Origin of the sequence: Bacteroides sp. D55t1_190419_B8 (genome assembly GCF_015558905.1) — a bacterium.
Taxonomy (GTDB): Bacteria; Bacteroidota; Bacteroidia; order Bacteroidales; family Bacteroidaceae; genus Bacteroides; species Bacteroides vicugnae.
Window position 1 is genome coordinate 22,398 of sequence record NZ_JADMOU010000041.1, and the last position, 21,625, is coordinate 44,022.

Below are 21,625 nucleotides of genomic sequence, written 5' to 3' on the forward strand. Positions count from 1 at the left end.
TATGAGCAAGATAACCATGCAAGCAGATGGTACGTTGCTGGTGCCCGATGTGCCTACCGTACCTTATATTACCGGCGATGGAGTAGGAGCGGAAGTGACTCCTGCCATGCAAGCCGTAGTGGACGCAGCTATCCGGAAAGCTTATGGCGGCAAACGTCGGATCGAATGGAAAGAAGTGTTGGCTGGAGAACGTGCTTTCCATGCAACAGGTTCCTGGTTGCCGGATGAAACAATGGAAACCTTTCAGGAATACCTGATAGGAATCAAAGGCCCGTTGACAACTCCTGTCGGAGGTGGAATCCGGTCGTTGAATGTAGCGCTGCGTCAGACACTTGATTTATATGTCTGTCTTCGTCCGGTTCGTTGGTATCAGGGAGTACAGTCGCCTGTCAAATCACCTGAAAAAGTGAACATGTGCGTGTTCCGTGAAAATACGGAAGATATCTACGCAGGTATCGAGTGGGAAGCTGGTACTCCGGAAGCTGAAAAGTTCTATAAATTCCTGAAAGACGAAATGGGAGTAACAAAAGTCCGTTTCCCGGAAACCTCTTCTTTCGGTGTGAAACCTGTATCACGTGAGGGTACTGAACGTCTGGTACGTGCTGCCTGCCAGTATGCGCTCGACCATCATTTACCTTCTGTAACGCTGGTGCATAAAGGAAATATCATGAAGTTCACGGAAGGTGGCTTCAAGAAATGGGGTTACGAGCTGGCACAGCGTGAATTTGCCGATGCTTTGGCAGATGGCAGACTGGTGATAAAAGATTGCATTGCCGATGCTTTCTTGCAAAATACACTCCTGATTCCCGAAGAATATTCCGTGATAGCTACCTTGAATCTGAATGGAGACTATGTTTCCGACCAACTGGCGGCCATGGTAGGCGGTATCGGTATTGCTCCGGGAGCAAATATCAACTATCAAACAGGACATGCCATTTTTGAAGCGACTCATGGAACAGCTCCCAATATTGCGGGAAAAGATGTGGTGAACCCTTGTTCTATTATACTTTCGGCCGTAATGATGCTCGAATATTTTGATTGGAAAGAAGCGGCTGCTCTGATAGAGAAAGCCTTGGAACAAAGCTTCCTGGACGCTCGCGCTACACACGATTTGGCTCGTTTTATGCCGAATGGAACCTCCCTCTCTACTTCCGCTTTCACTCGTGAGATCGTGGAAAGAATTGAAAAACAAAAGTAACGAATAAAAAACGAAGAAAGATGAAAAAAGAGTACCTGATTTACAAACTTTCCGAGGAGATGAAGGAAGCTACCCGGATTGATAATGAATTGTTCCCAAAGTTTGATGTGAAACGCGGATTGCGTAATGAAGATGGCACAGGTGTATTGGTAGGTTTAACCAAAATCGGTAATGTAGTAGGCTATGAACGTATTCCGGGTGGTGGATTGAAACCGATACCGGGAAAATTATTCTATCGTGGTTATGATGTGGAAGATATTTCGCATGCCATTATCAAAGAGAAACGTTTCGGTTTTGAAGAAGTGGCTTACCTGTTGCTTTCCGGACGTCTGCCGGATAAAGAAGAATTGCTTTCTTTCCGTGAATTGATTAACGACAATATGCCGTTGGAGCAGAAAACAAAAATGAATATCATAGAGTTGGAAGGAAACAACATCATGAATATTCTTTCACGCAGTGTGCTTGAAATGTACCGTTTTGATGCGAATGCGGATGATACTTCCCGGGATAACCTGATGCGTCAGAGTATTGAACTGATTTCGAAATTTCCCACTATCATTGCTTATGCGTACAATATGCTTCGCCATGCTACTTTCGGACGTTCTCTGCATATCCGCCATCCGCAGGAAAAACTCTCTATTGCCGAGAACTTCCTGTACATGTTGAAAAGAAATTATACCGAACTTGATGCTCGTACCCTCGATTTGTTGCTGATTCTTCAGGCAGAACATGGGGGCGGTAACAACTCCACTTTCACTGTTCGCGTTACTTCTTCCACCGGAACGGATACTTATTCGGCCATCGCCGCAGGTATCGGTTCATTGAAAGGCCCGCTTCATGGAGGTGCAAATATTCAGGTTGCCGACATGTTCCAGCATCTGAAAGAGAATATCAAAGACTGGACAAGTGTGGATGAGATAGACACTTATTTCACCCGAATGTTGAATAAGGAAGTATATAATAAGAGCGGATTGATCTACGGTATAGGACACGCCGTTTATACAATCTCCGATCCCCGTGCTCTTCTGTTGAAAGAATTGGCTCGTGACCTTGCCCGTGAAAAAGGAAGAGAAAGTGAATTTGCTTTCCTCGAACTGTTGGAAGAACGAGCCATCGCTACTTTCGGACGTGTTAAAAACAACGGAAAGACAGTATCCAGCAATATCGACTTCTATTCAGGCTTCGTGTATGAAATGATCGGCTTGCCGCAGGAAATTTTCACTCCTCTGTTTGCTATGGCGCGTATCGTAGGCTGGTGTGCACACCGTAATGAAGAATTGACCTTCGAAGGCAAACGAATTATCCGCCCGGCTTATAAGAATGTACTCGATGATTTGCCTTATATTCCAATCAAGAAACGCTGATAAAAACAAATCCTTTTATTGAATATATAAGTGATCCCGGATGTATGCCTCGTAATTTCAGGTATGCGTTCGGGAATGCTGTTTTTTTATGTTCTTAAAGGAATGTATTTCAGATTCTTTCTATTTTTTGTACCGTCATTCGTTTCATTTTTGTTATTTTTGCGTGTTACAAAAAAAGATCGACATGAATATAGATGCTTTTAATCTGTTTCTGGGCGTGATGAGCCTGATTGCCCTGATTGTTTTTATCGCCCTTTACTTTGTGAAAGCCGGATATGGCATTTTTCGTACAGCATCGTGGGGCGTAGCTATATCCAATAAACTAGCCTGGATATGGATGGAAGCTCCCGTTTTCCTAGTGATGTGTGTAATGTGGATATATTCCGAGCGTCGGTTTGAACCGGTAATCTTCACTTTTTTCCTGTTCTTCCAGATTCATTACTTTCAACGTGCTTTCATTTTTCCCCTGCTACTGACGGGGAAAAGTAAGATGCCGCTGTCAATCATGTCGATGGGTATTCTTTTTAATTTACTGAATGGCTATATGCAAGGTAAATGGATCTTTTATCTTGCTCCCGAAACGATGTATCAATCCGGTTGGTTCGCTTCACCGTGGTTTATTATAGGCACACTGCTTTTTTTCACAGGTATGCTGACGAACTGGCATTCGGACTATATCATCCGGCACTTGCGCAAACCGGGAGATACCCGGCACTATCTGCCTCAAAAAGGTATGTACCGTTATGTCACTTCTGCCAACTATTTCGGTGAAATAGTGGAATGGGCAGGATGGGCGATACTCACCTGTTCACTTTCCGGACTTGTTTTCCTTTGGTGGACGATTGCTAACCTTGTTCCTCGTGCCAATGCCATCTGGTGCCGTTATCGCGAAGAATTCGGCGATGCAGTGGGAGAACGGAAACGAGTGTTCCCTTTCCTTTATTAGGTATTAGGGCATTTTTCATTACGACTTAAATATGACTCAATAAATATACTACTATGGAATCTAAACTTTTTAGTCCGGTCACCTTTGGCCCTTTGACGTTGCGGAATCGAACAATCCGTTCGGCAGCTTTTGAGAGCATGTGTCCGGAGAATACTCCTACGCAGATGTTGCTGGATTACCATCGTTCGGTAGCTGCGGGAGGAGTGGGTATGACAACAGTGGCCTATGCGGCTGTGACGCAAAGCGGACTTTCTTTCGACCGTCAGTTGTGGTTGCGTCCGTCTATTATTCCCCGTTTGCATGAATTGACAAAAGCTGTGCACGATGAAGGTGCAGCAGTGGGTATACAAATCGGACATTGTGGGAATATGTCCCATCGAAATATTTGTGGTGTCACTCCTATATCCGCATCTTCGGGTTTTAATCTTTACTCTCCTACGTTTGTGCGTGGAATGAAAAAGGAGGAGTTGCCGGAAATGGCACAAGCGTATGGAAATGCTGTCAATCTGGCGAGAGAAGCAGGATTTGACGCTGTTGAAGTGCATGCAGGACATGGTTATTTGATTAGCCAGTTCCTTTCTCCATATACCAATCATCGGAAAGATGAATATGGTGGTTCGCTCGAAAACCGGATGCGTTTTATGGACTTGGTGATGGAAGAAGTGATGAAAGCGGCAGGCAATGATATGGCCGTTTTGGTAAAAATGAATATGCGTGACGGTTTCAAAGGAGGCATGGAGATTGACGAATCGATACAAGTGGCCAAACGTCTATTGGAACATGGAGTTCATGGATTGGTGTTGAGTGGAGGCTTTGTGAGCCGTGCACCGATGTATGTGATGCGGGGTGCCATGCCAATCCGTTCGATGTCTTACTATATGAATTGCTGGTGGCTGAAATACGGAGTCCGTATGTTTGGTAAATGGATGATCCCCTCTGTACCTTTCAAAGAAGCATATTTCCTTGAAGATGCACTGAAATTCCGGGCAGCTCTTCCGAATGCGCCGCTGATTTATGTCGGCGGTCTTGTTTCTCGTCAGAAAATAGATGAAGTGCTCGATTCCGGTTTTGATGCCGTACAGATGGCGAGAGCTTTGCTCAACGAACCGGGATTTGTGAATCGGATGAAAAAGGAGGAACAAGCACGCTGTAGCTGTGGACACAGTAATTATTGCATCGGTCGTATGTATACGATAGAAATGGCTTGTCATCAACATTTGAAAGAACAAATCCCTTTGTCTTTACAAAAGGAGATTGATAAATTGGAGAAAAAATGAGTGAAATGAAATGGGCGATTATCACCGGTGCGGACGGAGGAATGGGGACAGAAATAACACGTGCCGTAGCCAAAGCCGGTTATCGAATCATAATGGCATGTTATAATCCGAAGAAAGCGGAGATTGTCCGCGAACATTTGAGCAAGGAAACCGGAAACCCGTATTTGGAAGTAATAGCTATTGATTTGTCTTCCATGCAATCGGTAGTTTCTTTTGCCAACCAGATTTTGGAAAGAAACCTCTCCATTGCTTTGCTGATGAATAATGCCGGAACGATGGAAACAGGTTTTCATACTACTTCTGATGGGTTTGAGCGAACGGTAAGTGTGAACTATATGGGACCTTATCTGCTTACTCGGAAATTGGTTCCGCTGATGGTGCGTGGAGCGCGTATCGTCAATATGGTTTCTTGTACATACGCAATTGGTAAACTCGATTTTCCCGATTTCTTTCACAGAGGAAAAACGGGGAGTTTTTGGAGAATTCCTGTTTACAGTAACACCAAACTGGCTTTGTTACTATTTACTTTCGAACTCTCCGGGCAACTTCGTGAGAAAGGAATCACCGTCAATGCTGCCGATCCGGGAATTGTTTCTACCAATATCATTACGATGCATAAGTGGTTTGATCCGTTGACGGATATTTTTTTTCGTCCTTTTATCCGCAAACCGAAGAAAGGGGCTTCTACGGCAGTCGGTTTATTGTTGGATGAAAAGGAAGCAGGCGTGACAGGACAACTGTATGTCAATAACCACCGGAAAAACTTGTCTGATAAATACACGAATCATGTGCAGAAAGAGCAGTTGTGGGAGGTGACGGAACGGTCGTTAGCGCAGTGGCTGACATGATTCATTATGACATTTTTCGAATTCAGTTGTCATTATTTCTTTGATCTGTTGGATCTCGTCGCTTAATATTGAGTTTTTCCGATGTCCGATGTAGAGTGTATTTTTCATCTCTACATATCCTTTCCACAGGCATATAATATCTCCTCGTTCTATAGAATCCCGGCAGATAGAATGAGGCATAAGTGCCAGGCCGACACCTTTTTCCAAACAGCGGAGAATGGTATTCTTGTCAGGCATCACATAATTGGGTGCGAAATCGCTCTCTTTTTTGAAATTGAGTTTCCAAAAACGCGCCCATATATTTTTTTCGTTGCTGTACCAAAGTTGAGATTGTAACCACTTTCTTACCTGACCCTTATTCTCAATATCCAGCTGCTGGAATTGAGAGATATCGGTTTCTTTTCCTGCAGCGACGATAAATTCGGAGGTTCCGAGAACTTGATATGAAATATTGTGAATGGGCGTTTCGATTGAAGTGATGATAATGTCTACCGAACCGCTTTCCAGAAGCTCACTCAATTTGTCGTTGTCTCCGAATTGTACGATGAGATTAAAATCTAAATCGGCGATATGAGGAGCTATTAGTTGAGAAAATAGTCCCGAATATACTCCAAGGCAAAGAGTCATTCTCTCTTTTCCACTTCTCTTGCGGACACTGTTTTCTACTTCTTCCAATTTGGTGAGTGAGTAACATATTTGCCGGTATAGCTTTCTTGCTCGTTCATTGGGAATCATTTTCCGGGTGTTACGTTCAAATAACGGATGTCCGATATAATTTTCCAGTGAACTTAAATGCAGACTGACGCCAGGTTGAGAAATATTCAACTCTTTGGCGGCGTCGCTCATAGTTCCCGTATCAAATATAGCTTTAAAGGTTCTAAACCACTCCAGATCTGCTCTCATCTTGTCTTATTTATTAGAAAAGTTTGGGTGATACCAAATTTTTATGATTTTTATAATTAATGCTTGTTATATACTTTTGCACCCGCAAATGTAATTCTTATTTAGAATAAATAAAAATATGAGTCGGGTGAAAAAGATTGTTTGTTGTGAAATAAAGAGGATGACAGGTCTACTGTTGTTGATGTTAATTTTCTCTCTATCAGCTTATTCGCAGCATGGGAAGGGATCCATGATATCGGGTCGAATAATATCTACGGAAAAAGAAATAGTTGATTTTGCTACTGTTCACCTGAAAGGGACTGGTTTCGGTTCTGCCACTAACCGTGAGGGGCTTTATCATATTAAAGCTCCCGGTGGCGAATATACATTAGTTGTTTCCGCTATGGGATATAAAACGATAGAAAAAAAAGTGGTTTTAAGAAGGGGAGAACGGATAAAGATGAACTTTACCATCACTCCTGATGTGAAAGAACTTAGTGAAGTGGTGATTTCTACTTCCGGAGTGAATCGGGTGAATAAATCAGCTTTTAATGCTGTAGCGATTGATGCAACCAAACTTCATAATAGTACGCAGGATTTAGCCAGTGCTTTAACGAAGGTGCCTGGTGTGAAGTTGCGTGAGTCAGGCGGGGTGGGTTCGGATATGAATCTTTCTTTAGATGGAATGAGTGGAAAAAACATCAAGTTATTCATTGATGGAGTGCCGCAGGATGGAGTAGGAGGCTCGTTCAGCCTGAATAATATTCCGATTAATTTTGCAGAGCGTATCGAAGTATATCGTGGTGTGGTACCCGTTGGCTTTGGTACGGATGCTTTGGGCGGTGTGATAAATATTGTCACCGGAAATAAGCGGCGTACATTTGTCGATGCTTCATATTCTTATGGATCTTTCAACACCCATAAATCGTATGTGAATGTGGGACATACGGCTGATAATGGGTTTACATTCGAAATCAATGCTTTTCAGAATTATTCGGATAATAATTATTGGATTGATACTCCGGTGGAACATTATGATGAAGTGGTCGATGAAGATGGCTGGGTATCCGGCTGGGATTCGGAAAAAATAGAACGGGTGAAACGCTTTCACGACACTTATCATAATGAGGCTGTTGTGGGTAAAGTGGGGCTTGTGAATAAACCGTTTGCCGACCGTTTGATGCTTACCTTTACCTATTCGCAAAATGATAAGGAAATCCAGAACGGTGTTGTACAGGAAATTGTATACGGACAAAAACGGCGGAAAGGCCATTCATTTATGCCTTCGGTGGAATACCGGAAAAGAAACTTATTGCTCAAAGGTCTGGATGTGAACCTGACTGCAAACTATAACCGTAATATTACTCAAAACATTGATACGGCAACTTATGAATATAACTGGCTGGGACAAATGCGGTATAAAAAAGGTAAGTTGGGCGAGCAGAGTTATCAAGACTATAAATCAAGTACCGATAACTGGAACGGTACCTTTACTGCCAATTATCATTTGGGTGAAAGCCATGCTTTCGTGCTTAATCATGTGTTGATGGGGTATGAGCGTAAACCTACTTCTTCTGCTAATATAACAGATGCTACGGGTGCCGCCCAGTATAGCAAAATTGAAAAGAAATCAAGGAAGAATATCACAGGACTTTCTTATCGTTATAGTCATAAGGATTTGTGGAATGTTTCTGTGTTTGGTAAATACTATAACCAGTACAGTAGTGGGCCGAGAAATACCAACAATGATGATAGTTCTTCCAATAATAGAGTCAGTTATGAAGAGTCTGCCGGTAGTACCGGAGCCTTTGGCTATGGGATAGCTGCTACGTATTTGTTTTTGGATGGATTTCAGGCAAAGTTTTCGTATGAAAGGGCGTTACGCCTTCCTACAGCTGATGAATTGTTTGGTGATGATGATATGGAACTGGGAGATGCAGGATTGAAACCGGAACACAGTCATAACGTAAATGCGAGCTTGTCTTACTCACACGAATTTGGAAAACATTCTATATATGTCGAAGGAGGATTGGTGTATAGAGATACGAAGGACTTTATCCGGCGTTTGACCGGAACGTTTTTGGCAGGTTCATCACAATATGCAGCATACATGAACCATGGACGTGTAAGGACAATGGGCTGGAATGCGGAAGTACGCTATAATTATTCTAAATGGTTTTCTATCGGTGGAAATTTCACCGATTTGAACACGCGTGATTACGAGAGGTACGGATTGAATGGGAGTGAATCGACTACCTATAAAGTAAGGATGCCGAATATTCCTTATTTGTTTGCTAACGTAGATGCTTCCTTTTATGCGCATCATCTTTTTGGAAAGGGCAATTTGCTGACAGTAACATATGATAATTATTATGTGCATGAATTTCCTCTCCATTGGGAAAATCATGGGGCTTCCAATAAAAAGGGAGTACCAAGTCAGTTTTCTCATAATCTTAGTTTGGTTTATAGTCTGAAGAACTCCCGCTACAACTTTTCTCTGGAATGTAAGAACTTTACAGATGAGAAGCTTTATGACAACTTTAGTCTACAGAAAGCCGGTCGTGCTTTTTATGGGAAAATCAGATATTATTTCAACAGATAAAAAATGAACAGGCTCTTTGAGCTTAATCTTTAAATATTAGTCAATTTTTAATAGGAACAAAAAATGGTAAGAAAGAATTTTTTATGGATGCTTGCAGTGTCTATGGTTATGGGATTGACAGTTTTGTCTTGTAGTGATGATGAGCCGGGAAATCAGGGAGACGACGGCAAGGGAACAGGTAGTGACTCTCCCAAATATGGGGTCAATTTTACCCTCATTGATTCGGATCAGCAGAGGTATAAAACTTCCACTCTGGTAACCGAAGATTTGGTTGGAAACGGAGAATATTTTACCGTATCCGGCTTTGAATCCATAGGTGATAAAGTGTATACAGCCTTGTGTCCGTTGGGTTTCAGTGATTATGGAATTGAGTCGGGAGCAGCAGAGGGATATGAAGACCTGATTGCGGAAGATGAAGAAACCGGAGAAAAGTCAATAAGTGCAACTGTACACCCTAATCAAGTTTGGATTGGAATTTATGACGGAATTAATAATTTTGATAAGAAGCCGACTATCATCACTGATAATCGTATCAGCTATGCAACTTCACGTTATCGTTCTCAATTCTACCCAACTATTTGTGCGGCAGATGACGGTTATTTGTATGTCTTCTCAAACAGTGTAGCAAAGAGCCAAAGTAATGAGAAAAATAAAACGACTCTTGATGCGGGAGTGCTTCGTGTCAACACAACAACTAACGAGTTTGATAAGTCTTATTATTTTAATATAGAAGATGCGGCAAATGCTACATTTGGAAAGAAACTCTCTTTCTTCCAGGTATGGCATATCACAGGTACTAAATTTTTGTTGAGAATGTACGCTACAGAAGGAAAATATGACTCTACGAGTGATGCAAAAATGATGGCAATTTTTGATTCTCAAAGCGGAACTTTAACTAAGGTGACCGATTTCCCGGTTGCTGAAGAATTGGCGGATATGGGAAGATTTGTTTATGTTGAAAATGGTAAAGCCTATATTCCGGTCGTATTCCAGAAATCTGCTTCGGGTTCATCTACAGTTCAACAACCCGCCATTTATATTATTGATGCTGCGGCTGCTAAGGCTACTAAGGGAGCGACTGTTCAGGCTGACGGAGGTATTACCGCTATTTGTAAAATGAATAATGGGACGTTGGAGAAATATGTAATTGCTGCTGCAAGTTCGGAAGCCTCTTATTTGGTTCCGGCAACAGAAGCGGAAATAAATGATCCGGATGCTGTATTAACTATTAAAGTGGAAGGTGGTAGTACGGAAACGGATGCTGCAACTCATTGGCTCTTCCCTAATCAAAAATATGCATACGGTTTGGGATACCGTCAAGGTGATGCCGGAGTTTCATATTCTTTCGAACTGAAAAGTGACGGTACATTGGGCAAGCGTTCGGCAGAATTTACTATGCCGCGTTTTACCGCATTCGGAACTAGAGATCAATATTTGATTCTGGGTGCTGCTGCTGAAACAAGTTTATAAAACAGTATAAAAATAGATAAAGGCCGGTTCTCTCTCTTCTTTTTTAGAGGGACTGGCTTTTTACCACTCCAAATACAATGAAGAAAATTTTCAGACAAATACATTTGTGGCTTTCCGTCCCTTTCGGACTGATAATTACTCTTATCTGTTTCTCCGGTGCTATGCTGGTATTCGAGAATGAGGTAAATGAGTTGTCCCGTCCTGCACTTTACTATGTAGAAACAGTAAAAGAGGAACCTATTCCTATCGATAAGTTACTTGAAAAAGTGGCAGCGACATTGCCGGACAGTGTATCTTTGACCGGTGTTAGCATTTCTTCTGATCCCGGGCGTACTTATCAGGTCAATCTTTCCAAACCACGCCGCGCATCTTTGTATGTAGACCAGTACACGGGTGAAGTAAAAGGAAAAAGTGAGCGCAGTAGTTTTTTTACGTTTATGTTCCGGATGCACCGCTGGCTGTTGGATAGTATGAAACCGGGAAATGATGGAATATTTTGGGGTAAGATGATTGTAGGTGTCAGTACACTGTCATTGGTTTTTGTATTGATCTCGGGAATCGTTATTTGGTGGCCTCGTACACGTAAGTCTTTGAAAAACAGTCTGAAAATAACAGCAACAAAAGGTTGGAAAAGATTTTGGTATGACTTGCATGTGGCGGGAGGAATGTACGCCCTGATTTTTCTGTTAGCTATGGCATTGACGGGATTGACATGGTCCTTTCCGTGGTATCGGACAGCTTTTTATAAAGTCTTCGGGGTAGAAATGCAAGTGCATACCCTCCAAGGACATGAACAGAAGGGTAATCCCCAAAAGGGAGATGTCAGACTGGCACATCAAGAAAAGAAGAGAGAAGGCAATGATGCACAAAATGGTGAAAGAGGTGGGCGTCCGAAAGGTCGGAAGGACAATGGAGAACATGGAGAGAGGCCACATAATGGTAAAGAACAATCAGGAAATCATAAAAAAGATAGAGAGCATGCCGGAAATCAGGGGGCTGGAGAATATCCACGGAGGCAGTTGGACAGTAAGGAATATCCGGAAAACGATCACAGTAATCGGTATTCTGCGGCTTTGCCATTCGCTTATTGGCAGGAAGTGTATGATAAACTAAGGTATCAAAATCCGGAATATAAGCAAATCAGTGTTTCTTCCGGTACGGCAAGTGTATCTTTCAACCGCTTTGGAAATCAGCGTGCGTCTGATCGTTATTCTTTTAATACGGATACTGGTGAATTTACAGAAACAAGTCTTTATCAACATCAAGACAAGTCAGGGAAGATTCGCGGCTGGATTTATTCGGTACATGTCGGTAATTGGGGAGGGATGTTTACCCGCATACTTGCCTTTATTGCCGCTTTGATTGGGGCTGCATTACCACTGACCGGCTATTATTTATGGATAAGGAAATTCATCAGGCAATTAATAGGTACGAAGAAATAAAGGCTGTATAATGGTAGGCCATTGTCAGTAATGGCATCTTTACTTTATTTCTATTCCGATTTGAGCAAAATCATACGATTTTGTTTAGAATACATTGTGATTTGTACTCTTTTTATTGTCAATCTGTCAGAATAACACTCAAGTGGTTGAATATCAATTCTATATATCCTGACAATAGATGCTGATAATAGGCTGACAATAAAACATATATACTTTTATTGTCAGTGCTGACTCCTTATCAGGTAGCTTGTTTGCAGGCTGATAAAGTGGGGGGAATAGGAAAAGAAACTGGTATAGTTACGTTGGGATACCGGTATTGTTCTATTAAAGTACCGGTATCATTAATTTCCCACGGCCGTGACAAGATCTTCTCACGGCCGTGGTAGGAACTCTTCACGGCTGTGGGAAGAAGCTACCACGGCTGTGGTGAATTAGCTATATCGGCATCCTAATCGAACAATAGTTACTGTATGATGGAAGTATTGCAGTTGTATAACGGTAGTTTAATGGATATTTGTCGCGAAAGGTAAGTAGCATTGGAGGATGGAATTCATATATGTGAACGCACTTGGTGTTGTAGTTGCGTTCATCTCTATCATATTATATAAATAAAAGAGCCATGAATAAATGGGTTACTCCATCATTCATAGCTCTTTATCGTCATATATCAGTATAAATAAACTCTTTAGAATAAAAAATTAGATCGAAAGCTCTTTCAATACAGTGACGAGGTCTCTCTTGATCGGTTTGTCATTCTTAATAGCCTTGCTGAACGGCACGTAAACGATTTCATCATGTTCGATTCCGATCATAACATTGCGTTGATCTTCCATAATGGCATCGATAGCAGCAGCACCAAGGCGGCTTGCCAGAATACGGTCGTGAGCGGTAGGACTACCACCACGTTGCAGATGACCTAAAATCGTCACACGTACATCATATTGCGGATATTCGTTTTTCACACGTTCGGCATAATGCATGGCTCCTCCTGTCAGTTCGCTTTCGGCTACTAATACAATGCTACTGTTTTTGGACTTGCGGAATCCGTTTTTGATAAACTCTTCCAGTTGGTCGACTTCCGTACTGAATTCCGGAATAATGGCAGCTTCCGCACCCGAAGCGATAGCTCCGTTCAACGCAAGGAAACCGGCATCACGTCCCATAACTTCAACGAAGAACAAGCGTTCATGTGAAGTGGCTGTGTCGCGAATCTTATCTACGGCATCCAATATGGTATTCAATGCAGTATCATATCCGATGGTCGTATCTGTACCGTAAAGGTCATTGTCAATAGTTCCCGGCAGTCCGATACATGGAACATCAAATTCCTGTGCAAAGATACGCGCACCTGTCAGTGAGCCGTCTCCACCGATGATAACCAAAGCATCAATGCCTTCTTTTTTCATGTTGTCATAAGCCAACTGACGACCTTCCGGAGTCGTGAACTCTTTACAACGGGCTGTTTTCAGGATAGTACCACCCAACTGGATGATATTACTCACATTCTGACTCTTGAATTCTTTGATTTCACCTGTAACCAGACCTTTATATCCTCTGTATATACCTTTAACTTGCAATCCATTGTAGATGGCTGCACGTGTCACTGCACGTATAGCAGCGTTCATTCCTGGAGCATCACCTCCGGAGGTCAAAATTCCGATACACTTAACTGTTCCCATATAACAATCTCTCATTAATTAGTTTGACGCGGCAAATGTACAACAAAAAGTTGAAAGCAGTGGTTATGAAGTTTTTTTTCGTAAGAAGAAAACATTAAAAATGTTCAAATGACCTTTTTTTGCTTTCCTTTTATTCATTCGTGTTACTTTGCCGTTTCCTTATGTTACTTTGCTATTATTCTTTGTCAGAATAAAGCTGTTATTCTTTGATAAGCGTCCGAATGTGATTGTAAATCTTCTCCATCAGCCATTTAGGAGTAGAAGTCGCACCACATACGCCAATTGAATTTACGTTTTGAAGGAGAGAAGGATCTATTTCTTTCTCATTATCTATCAAATGTGAATTGGTATTTACCTTCAAACATTCTTCAAACAGCATTTTTCCGTTTGAACTCTTTTTGCCACTGACGAAGAATATCAAATCGTGTGTAGCTGCAAACTCCCGGAGCTTAGGCATCCGGTTGGCAACCTGACGACAGATAGTATCATAATATTCGAAAGTCGCTTCCGGTGAAATATGTTGCTTGAAGTATTCCACGATTTCCTGAAACTCGTCCAGTGACTTGGTGGTCTGTGAGAAAAGACGGATGCTTTTGTTTAAATCCAACTGTTTGGCTTCTTCTGCCTTTTCAATGACAATTGCTTTTCCATCTGTTTGTCCCACCAATCCCAATACTTCAGCATGGCCGTTTTTGCCGTATATGACAATTTGTTTTTCTTTGTCACTGTCTGTCAGATACCCTTGTCTGATGCGTTTTTGCAAACGTAATACTACCGGACAGGTCGCATCGATAATCTCTATATTATTTTCACGGGCAATCATGTAAGTTTCCGGTGGCTCTCCATGTGCGCGAAGCAATACTTTGGCATTCTTCAGCTGCTTGAATTCTTCCCGGTTGATCGTGATTAATCCCATCGTTTTAAGCCTTTCCACTTCCCGGCTATTGTGTACAATATCTCCGAGACAATAGAGAGTCTCTCCCTTTGCCAACTCTTCTTCTGCCTTATGAATGGCTGTCACCACACCAAAGCAGAAGCCGGACCCCTCGTCTATCTCCACCTTGATCATAAAGCAAACTATTTACTTACCTTATTAAATTGTCTGAAAAGCCATTCCTTTTGCTCTTCAATCGATAAGTGGGTGTTATCCAGAAGCAGGGCATCTTCAGCTTTGCGAAGCGGACTTACTTCCCGGTTCTGGTCGATATAATCCCGTTGTTTCACGTTTTCCAAAATTTCGTCGAAGCTGGCTTCCTGTCCTTTTGCTTTCAGTTCGTCATAACGGCGTTGAGCACGGATTTCGGGAGTAGCGGTTACAAATATTTTCAGTTCCGCATCAGGGAAAACGGTGGTTCCTATATCCCGGCCATCCATCACAATTCCCTTTTCCTTTCCCATAGTCTGTTGCTGCGCCACCATTTCTTCACGTACGAAGTCAAGCGTACTGATAGGACTCACTTTGGAAGAAACCTCCATCGAACGGATTTTATTCTCCACATTCACGCCGTTGAGATACGTGTCGGGACGTCCGGTTTCCTTATTCAGCTGGAAAGATATACGAATGTTCTTGATTTCATTTTTCAGTTTCTCCGTATCGATCACGTCTCCGTTGAAAATCCCGTTTTCTATACTATATAAAGTGACCGCACGATACATGGCTCCGCTGTCAATGTAAATATAACCCACTTCGCGGGCAAGATCTTTGGCCATTGTACTTTTTCCACAAGAGGAAAAGCCATCGATTGCAATTGTTATCTTTTTCATATTCAGTTTATCTGATTTGTCCGCCAAAGATACGGTAAATTTGAAAATCAACCATAGGTTTGCTGTTAAAAGGGGCAAGACAAGTACGAAAGAATTAAAAAAGTTAAAAAGCTGGATAAAAAAGAGATAAAGAGGAGAATGGATCTATGAAAATGTACTATATTTGCCCAGAGACACACGGAAGACACTTTTTTTTAATCATTATATTAATAAATTTATGGAAGTTAAAAAATCACCCAAGGCAGACTTGGAAGGCAAGAAGTCTACATGGCTGCTCGTTGGTTACGTGGTAGTTCTAGCTTTCATGTTCGTGGCGTTCGAATGGACCCAGCGTGACGTGAAAATAGATACAAGCCAGGCAGTAGCTGATGTTGTGTTTGAAGAGGAAATCATTCCTATTACTGAAACCCCGGAACAGGCAGCACCACCACCACCTGAAGCTCCAAAAGTAGCAGAATTGCTGGAGATTGTGGATGATAAGGCTGAAATTGAAGAAACAACAACTATTATTAATGAAGATAATCAAGCTCGTGTAGAGGTTAAATACGTGCCTGTACAGGTTGTTGAAGAAGAGCCGGAAGAACAGACAATTTTCGAGGTTGTAGAAAATATGCCGGACTTCCCGGGCGGACAAGCAGCTTTGATGCAGTATCTGGCAAAAAATATTAAATATCCGACTATCGCACAGGAAAACGGAACTCAAGGACGTGTTATCGTACAGTTCGTTGTTAATAAGGACGGTAGTATCGTGGATGCGAAGGTTGTACGTAGCGTTGACCCGTATCTGGATAAAGAAGCCCTCCGTGTGATTAACACCATGCCGAAGTGGAAACCAGGTATGCAGCGCGGAAAACCGGTACGTGTAAAATTTACGGTTCCTGTGATGTTTAGATTGCAGTAATTTGTAACACTATAAATTGGGAGGCTGCTTTCGGCAGCCTCTTTTTATTCATTCATTTTTTTATTCATCATGTTTACAGCTTCTCAATTACTCGATAAGATAAATAATCATATCTCTGAAATCCAGTTTACCCGGACGCCGAAAGGGCTTTATGAACCGATTGAATATATCCTTTCTCTGGGTGGGAAGCGGATACGTCCTGTATTAATGTTGATGGGATATAACCTGTATCGGGAGGATGTTGCGTCTATATACGATCCTGCCACTGCAATCGAAGTTTATCACAATCACACCTTGTTACATGATGATTTGATGGATCGTTCGGATGTGCGCAGAGGGAAACCTACCGTACACAAGGTCTGGAACGATAATACTGCTGTACTTTCGGGAGATGCTATGCTGATTCTGGCATTCCGGTATATGACGGGGTGTCCGCCGGAACACCTGAAAGAAGTGATGGATTTATTCAGCCTGACTACACTCGAAATCTGTGAAGGACAGCAACTGGATATGGAATTTGAATCTCGCTGTGACGTCACAGAAGACGAATATATTGAAATGATTCGTTTGAAAACAGCTGTGTTGCTTGCGGGTAGCCTTAAAATTGGTGCAATTCTCGCAGGAGCGACTGCTGAAGATGCAGAGAATCTATATAATTTTGGAATGCATATCGGAGTAGCATTCCAGTTGCAGGATGACTTGTTGGATGTATACGGTGATCCGGAAGTGTTCGGGAAGAAGATAGGTGGAGACATCCTCTGCAATAAAAAAACATATATGCTTATCAAAGCACTGAACCGTGCGGATGAAAAGCAGCATACTGAATTGAATCGTTGGTTGAATGCGGAAGCTTTTCAGCCTTCTGAAAAAATCGAAGCGGTAACTGAAATCTATAATCAGTTGAACATCCGCAATATCTGTGAAAGCAAAATGCGTGAATATTATACGCTCGCTATGGAAAGCCTGGCGGCGGTAGCTGTTGCAGAAGACAGAAAAAAGGAACTGAAGAATCTGGTGAAATTGTTAATGTATCGTGAAATGTAGCTATTATGCCTTATAGACGATTACCAAATACAGATCAAGCAAGAGTTCGGGCACTGAAAGCGGCTGTCGAAAAGGGAGAGATGTATAATGTGCGTGACTTGGCTATTACATTGAAGACATTATTTGAAGCACGTAACTTCTTGCATCGGTTCGAGGCGGCGCAAATTTATTATACACAGTGCTACGATAATCAGTCACGTGCCAGCCGTAAACATCAGATGAATGTGAAGACTGCCCGGCTGTATATCTCTCATTTTATTCAGGTGCTTAATTTGGCAGTGCTTCGTGATGAAATCAAGGTGATACATAAAGAGTTATATGGCTTGCCTGCTTCTAATACCGTACCGGATTTGTTGAGTGAAGCCTCATTGGTAGAATGGGGGAAGAAAATAATCGAAGGCGAACAACTAAGAACCACTCAAGGTGGCATACCTATTTATAATCCGACTATTGCACGCGTGAAAGTGCATTATGATATTTTCCTGGATAGCTATGAACGGCAGAAGAATTATCAGGCATTAACCAATCGTAGTCTTGATGAACTGGCGTCCATGCGTGACCGTGCCGATGAATTGATTTTGGACATCTGGAACCAAGTAGAAGCCAAATATCAGGATGTCACTCCCAATGATACCCGATTAGAAAAATGTCGCGACTATGGGCTGATATATTATTATCGCTCCAGCGAAAAAATAAAAGAAGAAAAAGAAATATCATGTTGATCGATACTCATTCTCATCTTTTTGTTGAAGAATTTACCGAAGACCTGCCGCAGGTGATGGAACGTGCACGGAAAGCGGGAGTTTCCTATATTTTTATGCCCAATATAGACAGTACGACCATTGATGCTATGTTGTCAGTTTGTAGGGATTATCCGGGATTTTGCTATCCGATGATCGGATTGCACCCCACTTCTGTCAATGAATCATATGAACAGGAATTAGCGATTGTCCGTAAATACCTGTCGACTTCCCATGAATTTGTGGCTATCGGAGAAATAGGTCTTGATCTTTATTGGGATAAGACTTTTCTGAAAGAGCAGATCTTGGTTTTTGAAAAACAAATAGAGTGGGCGCTAGAATATGATCTTCCCATTGTAATCCATTCAAGAGAAGCGTTTGAATATATATATAAGGTAATGGAATCCTATAAAAATACCCCATTGACCGGCATTTTTCATAGTTTTACCGGGACATCGGAAGAAGCGGAGAAAATGTTGGAATTCGAAGGATTTATGTTAGGTATCAATGGAGTTGTAACTTTCAAGAAGTCGACCTTACCGGAGACACTGGCGACTGTTCCTTTGGAACGTATTGTGCTCGAAACCGATTCTCCCTATTTGGCTCCCGTGCCGAATCGGGGAAAGAGGAATGAAAGTGCCAATGTGAGAGACACCCTTATGAAGGTGGCGGATATCTATCAGATGGACCCGGAGTACGTTGCACAGGTCACTTCTGTGAATGCGCTAAAAGTGTTCGGAATCCGCAAATAAGGTTCGAAAGGTTTTAAATTATATTAATTTGCAGTATTTATTCGAGATAAAAGAGTAAGAATGCTTCTTGAAAAGAAAAAAAAGAATACATTTGTAGCTGAAAATGCTGAAAACGCAGAGGGAGAGGTGCTCGAGTGGTTGAAGAGGCACGCCTGGAAAGCGTGTATACGCCAAAAGTGTATCCGGGGTTCGAATCCCCGTCTCTCCGCAGAAATGAAAGAGAGATGAGAAGTAAATACAATAATAATCAATTAATTAATCTTAAAAATTAGACACACAATGAAAAAGTTATTTGCAATTGTTGCTGTGATTGGGGCCTTCACTTTTGGCTCAATTCAATTTGCTCAGGCTCAAGACGCTCCTGCAGCAGAACAAACTGAACAACAAGCTGCTCCTGCCGCTGAAGCTACTACAGCTGCTGCTCCTGCTGCAGAAGAGGGTGGTATTCACAAGGAAATCAAAGTTAAATTCATCGAAGGTACTGCATCTTTCATGAGTTTGGTAGCTATCGCTTTGGTGATCGGTTTGGCTTTCTGTATTGAACGTATCATTTATTTGAGCTTGGCTGAAATCAACACAAAAAAATTCATGGCATCTATCGAAGCTGCTTTGGAAAAAGGAGATGTTGAAGCTGCTAAAGACATTGCTCGTAACACCAGAGGTCCGGTTGCTTCTATCTACTATCAAGGTCTGATGAGAATTGATCAGGGTATTGATGTAGTTGAGAAGTCAGTTGTATCTTACGGTGGTGTACAGGCTGGTTACCTTGAAAAAGGATGTTCTTGGATCACACTGTTTATCGCAATGGCTCCGTCACTCGGATTCTTGGGTACTGTAATCGGTATGGTGCAGGCATTTGATAAAATCCAGCAGGTAGGTGATATCTCTCCGACGGTTGTTGCAGGTGGTATGAAAGTTGCCTTGATTACAACTATCTTCGGTTTGATCGTAGCATTGATCCTTCAAGTATTCTACAACTACGTACTTTCTAAAATTGAGGCTCTTACAAGTGAAATGGAAGATTCTTCCATCTCTTTGCTTGACATGGTAATCAAATATAACTTGAAATACAAAAAATAATCTAAAATGAGTAAGTTAACATATAAAGCATCGTATTACGCACTTTATGCGATGTTTGCCATTATTCTGATCGTAATAGGGCTTTTCTTTTTCGGAGGAAATGCTACAGGCGATGCAGTGATTGTGGGGGTAGATCCCGAAATGTGGCAGCCGGCTCAAACAGATGCCTTACTCTATTTGATGTACGTCTTGTTTGGTGTGGCTATTGCTGCTACAGTTCTTGGTGCTATATTCCAATTTGGTGCAGCTCTCAAAGATAATCCGGCAAACGCTATCAAGTCTTTGCTCGGTTTGGTTCTTTTAGTTGTTGTTTTAGTTGTAGCTTGGTCTATGGGTGATGGTACACCGATGCAGATCCCTGGCTATAGTGGTACTGACAACGTTCCTTTTTGGCTGAAACTAACAGATATGTTCCTTTATTCTATTTACATACTGTTGTTTGTGACTATTGTTGCAATCATTGCAAGTGGTATAAAGAAAAAATTATCGTAATCAATTGAGGACACTCAATTAAATAAGTGATTAAAAATGGCAAAAGGAAAAAGAAAAGTTCCTGATATTAACTCAAGTTCTACGGCGGATATCGCTTTCTTGTTGCTGATCTTCTTCTTGATTACGACATCAATGGATACGGACCGTGGTTTGGCAAGACTTTTGCCTCCACCACCTGAAGATCAAGATCAACAGAATACAGATAAGATCAAAGAACGTAACGTCTTACAGGTATACCTGAATAAGGATGATGCCTTGATGTGCGGAAATGATTATATCAGTGTTGATGAGCTAAGAGAAAGAGCTAAAGAATTTATTGCTAATGTTGCTAATGCAGAACACATGCCTGAAAAAACACAGAAGAATGTAGAATTCTTCGGCACATATCTGGTTAATGACAAGCACGTAATTTCTTTGCAGAATGACCGTGGATCTTCTTATCAGGCATATATCAGTGTGCAGAACGAATTGGTGGCTGCATATAATGAATTGAGAGACGAGTTGGCTCAGGAAAAATGGCAAAAGACATATGCGGAATTGAATGACGATCAACAAAAGGCGATTCGTGAAATTTATCCGCAGAGAATTTCTGAGGCAGAACCTAAAAAGTACGGAGATAAAAAGAAGTAAGTAATGGGAAAATTTAATAAGACTGGTAAACGTGAAATGCCGGCATTGAATACTTCTTCGTTGCCTGACCTTATCTTTACTTTGTTGTTCTTCTTTATGATTGTAACAACAATGCGTGAGGTAACATTAAAGGTGCAGTTTACACTTCCGCAAGGTACTGAACTCGAAAAACTGGAGAAGAAATCGCTGGTAACATTCATTTATGTAGGGGAACCTACACAAGAATATCGCGCGAAAATGGGTACTGAAAGTCGTATTCAGCTGAACGACAGCTATGCTGAAGTTGGTGAGGTACAAGACTTCATTTTCCAGGAACGTGCAAGTATGAATGAAGGTGATGCAGCTAAAATGACTGTGTCTCTGAAAGTAGATCAAAAGACAAAGATGGGTATTATTACTGACGTAAAAAATGCTCTTAGAAAATCTTATGCTTTGAAGATTAACTATTCAGCCACTAAACGAGGTGAGAAGTAATTAGTTAATTTAATATATAAAAGTGAAGGGTGTCCAAATC

Annotated in this window: 20 protein-coding genes and 1 tRNA gene; 17 read left to right on the forward strand and 4 right to left on the reverse strand. The window is 41.7% G+C overall.

The genetic code is table 11. The features are described 5' to 3' along the window. The first annotated feature begins 1 nt into the window (after nt 1). The 5 genes from icd to I2I13_RS22440 all read left to right on the forward strand — a co-directional run bounded on the left by icd (nt 2) and on the right by I2I13_RS22440 (nt 5,633). A complete protein-coding gene (icd, locus tag I2I13_RS22420; protein ID WP_148365137.1) occupies nt 2-1,198 on the forward strand; it encodes an NADP-dependent isocitrate dehydrogenase in 1,197 nt (398 codons plus the stop codon). Nucleotides 1,199-1,218: 20 nt separating this feature from the next. Further along, nucleotides 1,219-2,562 (forward strand): citrate/2-methylcitrate synthase, encoded by a 1,344-nt coding sequence (locus tag I2I13_RS22425; protein ID WP_148365136.1) that lies wholly within the window; start codon nt 1,219-1,221, stop codon nt 2,560-2,562. Nucleotides 2,563-2,746: 184 nt separating this feature from the next. Next, entirely contained in the window at nt 2,747-3,508 is a 762-nt protein-coding gene (locus I2I13_RS22430; RefSeq protein WP_195650558.1) for a DUF1295 domain-containing protein, read from the forward strand. Nucleotides 3,509-3,561: 53 nt separating this feature from the next. Further along, nucleotides 3,562-4,785: an NADH:flavin oxidoreductase gene (locus I2I13_RS22435; protein ID WP_195650559.1), complete on the forward strand. Its 1,224-nt coding sequence runs from the start codon at nt 3,562-3,564 to the stop codon at nt 4,783-4,785. Beyond that, complete coding sequence (locus tag I2I13_RS22440) at nt 4,782-5,633, forward strand: SDR family oxidoreductase (RefSeq protein ID WP_148365134.1); 852 nt, start codon at nt 4,782-4,784, stop codon at nt 5,631-5,633. The genes I2I13_RS22435 and I2I13_RS22440 overlap by 4 nt, the downstream gene beginning before the upstream one ends. Here I2I13_RS22440 and I2I13_RS22445 read toward each other — a convergent pair. Further along, nucleotides 5,613-6,536 carry a LysR family transcriptional regulator gene (locus I2I13_RS22445; protein ID WP_148365133.1) on the reverse strand — a complete coding sequence of 308 codons (924 nt, stop codon included), beginning with the start codon at nt 6,534-6,536 and terminating at the stop codon, nt 5,613-5,615. The genes I2I13_RS22440 and I2I13_RS22445 overlap by 21 nt on opposite strands. A 160-nt stretch (nt 6,537-6,696) precedes the next feature. On the opposite strand from I2I13_RS22445, the gene I2I13_RS22450 reads away from it, so the two are divergent. The 3 genes from I2I13_RS22450 to I2I13_RS22460 all read left to right on the forward strand — a co-directional run bounded on the left by I2I13_RS22450 (nt 6,697) and on the right by I2I13_RS22460 (nt 12,029). After that, nucleotides 6,697-9,117, forward strand: a complete 2,421-nt coding sequence (locus tag I2I13_RS22450) for a TonB-dependent receptor (protein ID WP_229128698.1) — start codon at nt 6,697-6,699, stop codon at nt 9,115-9,117. Nucleotides 9,118-9,180: 63 nt separating this feature from the next. Next, on the forward strand, nt 9,181-10,587 hold the full coding sequence (locus I2I13_RS22455; RefSeq protein ID WP_195650561.1) for a DUF4374 domain-containing protein: 1,407 nt from the start codon (nt 9,181-9,183) through the stop codon (nt 10,585-10,587). Nucleotides 10,588-10,664: 77 nt separating this feature from the next. Further along, nucleotides 10,665-12,029: a PepSY domain-containing protein gene (locus I2I13_RS22460; RefSeq protein WP_195650562.1), complete on the forward strand. Its 1,365-nt coding sequence runs from the start codon at nt 10,665-10,667 to the stop codon at nt 12,027-12,029. A 698-nt stretch (nt 12,030-12,727) separates the two neighbouring features. Here I2I13_RS22460 and pfkA read toward each other — a convergent pair. From pfkA to cmk, 3 genes are all read right to left on the reverse strand, one after another. Continuing rightward, nucleotides 12,728-13,708 carry a 6-phosphofructokinase gene (gene pfkA / locus I2I13_RS22465; RefSeq protein ID WP_004297914.1) on the reverse strand — a complete coding sequence of 327 codons (981 nt, stop codon included), beginning with the start codon at nt 13,706-13,708 and terminating at the stop codon, nt 12,728-12,730. A 199-nt stretch (nt 13,709-13,907) separates the two neighbouring features. After that, nucleotides 13,908-14,777 carry a 4-hydroxy-3-methylbut-2-enyl diphosphate reductase gene (locus I2I13_RS22470; protein ID WP_195650563.1) on the reverse strand — a complete coding sequence of 290 codons (870 nt, stop codon included), beginning with the start codon at nt 14,775-14,777 and terminating at the stop codon, nt 13,908-13,910. 8 nt (nt 14,778-14,785) lie between these two features. Beyond that, nucleotides 14,786-15,472 (reverse strand): (d)CMP kinase, encoded by a 687-nt coding sequence (gene cmk, locus I2I13_RS22475; protein WP_148365128.1) that lies wholly within the window; start codon nt 15,470-15,472, stop codon nt 14,786-14,788. A 217-nt stretch (nt 15,473-15,689) separates the two neighbouring features. On the opposite strand from cmk, the gene I2I13_RS22480 reads away from it, so the two are divergent. From I2I13_RS22480 to I2I13_RS22520, 9 genes are all read left to right on the forward strand, one after another. Next, complete coding sequence (locus tag I2I13_RS22480) at nt 15,690-16,373, forward strand: energy transducer TonB (protein WP_148365127.1); 684 nt, start codon at nt 15,690-15,692, stop codon at nt 16,371-16,373. A gap of 69 nt (nt 16,374-16,442) precedes the next feature. Next, complete coding sequence (locus I2I13_RS22485; protein WP_122136863.1) at nt 16,443-17,417, forward strand: polyprenyl synthetase family protein; 975 nt, start codon at nt 16,443-16,445, stop codon at nt 17,415-17,417. 5 nt (nt 17,418-17,422) lie between these two features. Then, nucleotides 17,423-18,139: a hypothetical protein gene (locus I2I13_RS22490; protein WP_148365126.1), complete on the forward strand. Its 717-nt coding sequence runs from the start codon at nt 17,423-17,425 to the stop codon at nt 18,137-18,139. Continuing rightward, on the forward strand, nt 18,133-18,909 hold the full coding sequence (locus I2I13_RS22495) for a TatD family hydrolase (RefSeq protein ID WP_148365125.1): 777 nt from the start codon (nt 18,133-18,135) through the stop codon (nt 18,907-18,909). The genes I2I13_RS22490 and I2I13_RS22495 overlap by 7 nt, the downstream gene beginning before the upstream one ends. A 120-nt stretch (nt 18,910-19,029) precedes the next feature. Next, nucleotides 19,030-19,117: transfer RNA gene (locus I2I13_RS22500), tRNA-Ser, on the forward strand. Between the two features lie 71 nt (nt 19,118-19,188). Next, a complete protein-coding gene (locus tag I2I13_RS22505) occupies nt 19,189-19,989 on the forward strand; it encodes a MotA/TolQ/ExbB proton channel family protein (protein WP_195650564.1) in 801 nt (266 codons plus the stop codon). A gap of 6 nt (nt 19,990-19,995) precedes the next feature. After that, entirely contained in the window at nt 19,996-20,481 is a 486-nt protein-coding gene (locus I2I13_RS22510; RefSeq protein ID WP_148365123.1) for a hypothetical protein, read from the forward strand. A gap of 36 nt (nt 20,482-20,517) precedes the next feature. Next, the gene (locus tag I2I13_RS22515) at nt 20,518-21,111 is read left to right on the forward strand and encodes a biopolymer transporter ExbD (RefSeq protein WP_195650565.1); all 594 of its coding nucleotides are present in this window, start codon (nt 20,518-20,520) and stop codon (nt 21,109-21,111) included. Between the two features lie 3 nt (nt 21,112-21,114). Further along, nucleotides 21,115-21,585: a biopolymer transporter ExbD gene (locus I2I13_RS22520; RefSeq protein ID WP_004315772.1), complete on the forward strand. Its 471-nt coding sequence runs from the start codon at nt 21,115-21,117 to the stop codon at nt 21,583-21,585. Nucleotides 21,586-21,625 lie beyond the last annotated feature (40 nt).

What these genes read in the sequence shown, in the direction of transcription:
- icd (WP_148365137.1), top strand. Translation starts at nt 2, where the DNA reads ATGAGCAAGATAACCATGCAAGCAGATGGTACGTTGCTGGTGCCCGAT.
- I2I13_RS22425 (WP_148365136.1), top strand. Translation starts at nt 1,219, where the DNA reads ATGAAAAAAGAGTACCTGATTTACAAACTTTCCGAGGAGATGAAGGAA.
- I2I13_RS22430 (WP_195650558.1), top strand. Translation starts at nt 2,747, where the DNA reads ATGAATATAGATGCTTTTAATCTGTTTCTGGGCGTGATGAGCCTGATT.
- I2I13_RS22435 (WP_195650559.1), top strand. Translation starts at nt 3,562, where the DNA reads ATGGAATCTAAACTTTTTAGTCCGGTCACCTTTGGCCCTTTGACGTTG.
- I2I13_RS22440 (WP_148365134.1), top strand. Translation starts at nt 4,782, where the DNA reads ATGAGTGAAATGAAATGGGCGATTATCACCGGTGCGGACGGAGGAATG.
- I2I13_RS22445 (WP_148365133.1), bottom strand. Translation starts at nt 6,536, where the DNA reads ATGAGAGCAGATCTGGAGTGGTTTAGAACCTTTAAAGCTATATTTGAT.
- I2I13_RS22450 (WP_229128698.1), top strand. Translation starts at nt 6,697, where the DNA reads ATGACAGGTCTACTGTTGTTGATGTTAATTTTCTCTCTATCAGCTTAT.
- I2I13_RS22455 (WP_195650561.1), top strand. Translation starts at nt 9,181, where the DNA reads ATGGTAAGAAAGAATTTTTTATGGATGCTTGCAGTGTCTATGGTTATG.
- I2I13_RS22460 (WP_195650562.1), top strand. Translation starts at nt 10,665, where the DNA reads ATGAAGAAAATTTTCAGACAAATACATTTGTGGCTTTCCGTCCCTTTC.
- pfkA (WP_004297914.1), bottom strand. Translation starts at nt 13,708, where the DNA reads ATGGGAACAGTTAAGTGTATCGGAATTTTGACCTCCGGAGGTGATGCT.
- I2I13_RS22470 (WP_195650563.1), bottom strand. Translation starts at nt 14,777, where the DNA reads ATGATCAAGGTGGAGATAGACGAGGGGTCCGGCTTCTGCTTTGGTGTG.
- cmk (WP_148365128.1), bottom strand. Translation starts at nt 15,472, where the DNA reads ATGAAAAAGATAACAATTGCAATCGATGGCTTTTCCTCTTGTGGAAAA.
- I2I13_RS22480 (WP_148365127.1), top strand. Translation starts at nt 15,690, where the DNA reads ATGGAAGTTAAAAAATCACCCAAGGCAGACTTGGAAGGCAAGAAGTCT.
- I2I13_RS22485 (WP_122136863.1), top strand. Translation starts at nt 16,443, where the DNA reads ATGTTTACAGCTTCTCAATTACTCGATAAGATAAATAATCATATCTCT.
- I2I13_RS22490 (WP_148365126.1), top strand. Translation starts at nt 17,423, where the DNA reads ATGCCTTATAGACGATTACCAAATACAGATCAAGCAAGAGTTCGGGCA.
- I2I13_RS22495 (WP_148365125.1), top strand. Translation starts at nt 18,133, where the DNA reads ATGTTGATCGATACTCATTCTCATCTTTTTGTTGAAGAATTTACCGAA.
- I2I13_RS22505 (WP_195650564.1), top strand. Translation starts at nt 19,189, where the DNA reads ATGAAAAAGTTATTTGCAATTGTTGCTGTGATTGGGGCCTTCACTTTT.
- I2I13_RS22510 (WP_148365123.1), top strand. Translation starts at nt 19,996, where the DNA reads ATGAGTAAGTTAACATATAAAGCATCGTATTACGCACTTTATGCGATG.
- I2I13_RS22515 (WP_195650565.1), top strand. Translation starts at nt 20,518, where the DNA reads ATGGCAAAAGGAAAAAGAAAAGTTCCTGATATTAACTCAAGTTCTACG.
- I2I13_RS22520 (WP_004315772.1), top strand. Translation starts at nt 21,115, where the DNA reads ATGGGAAAATTTAATAAGACTGGTAAACGTGAAATGCCGGCATTGAAT.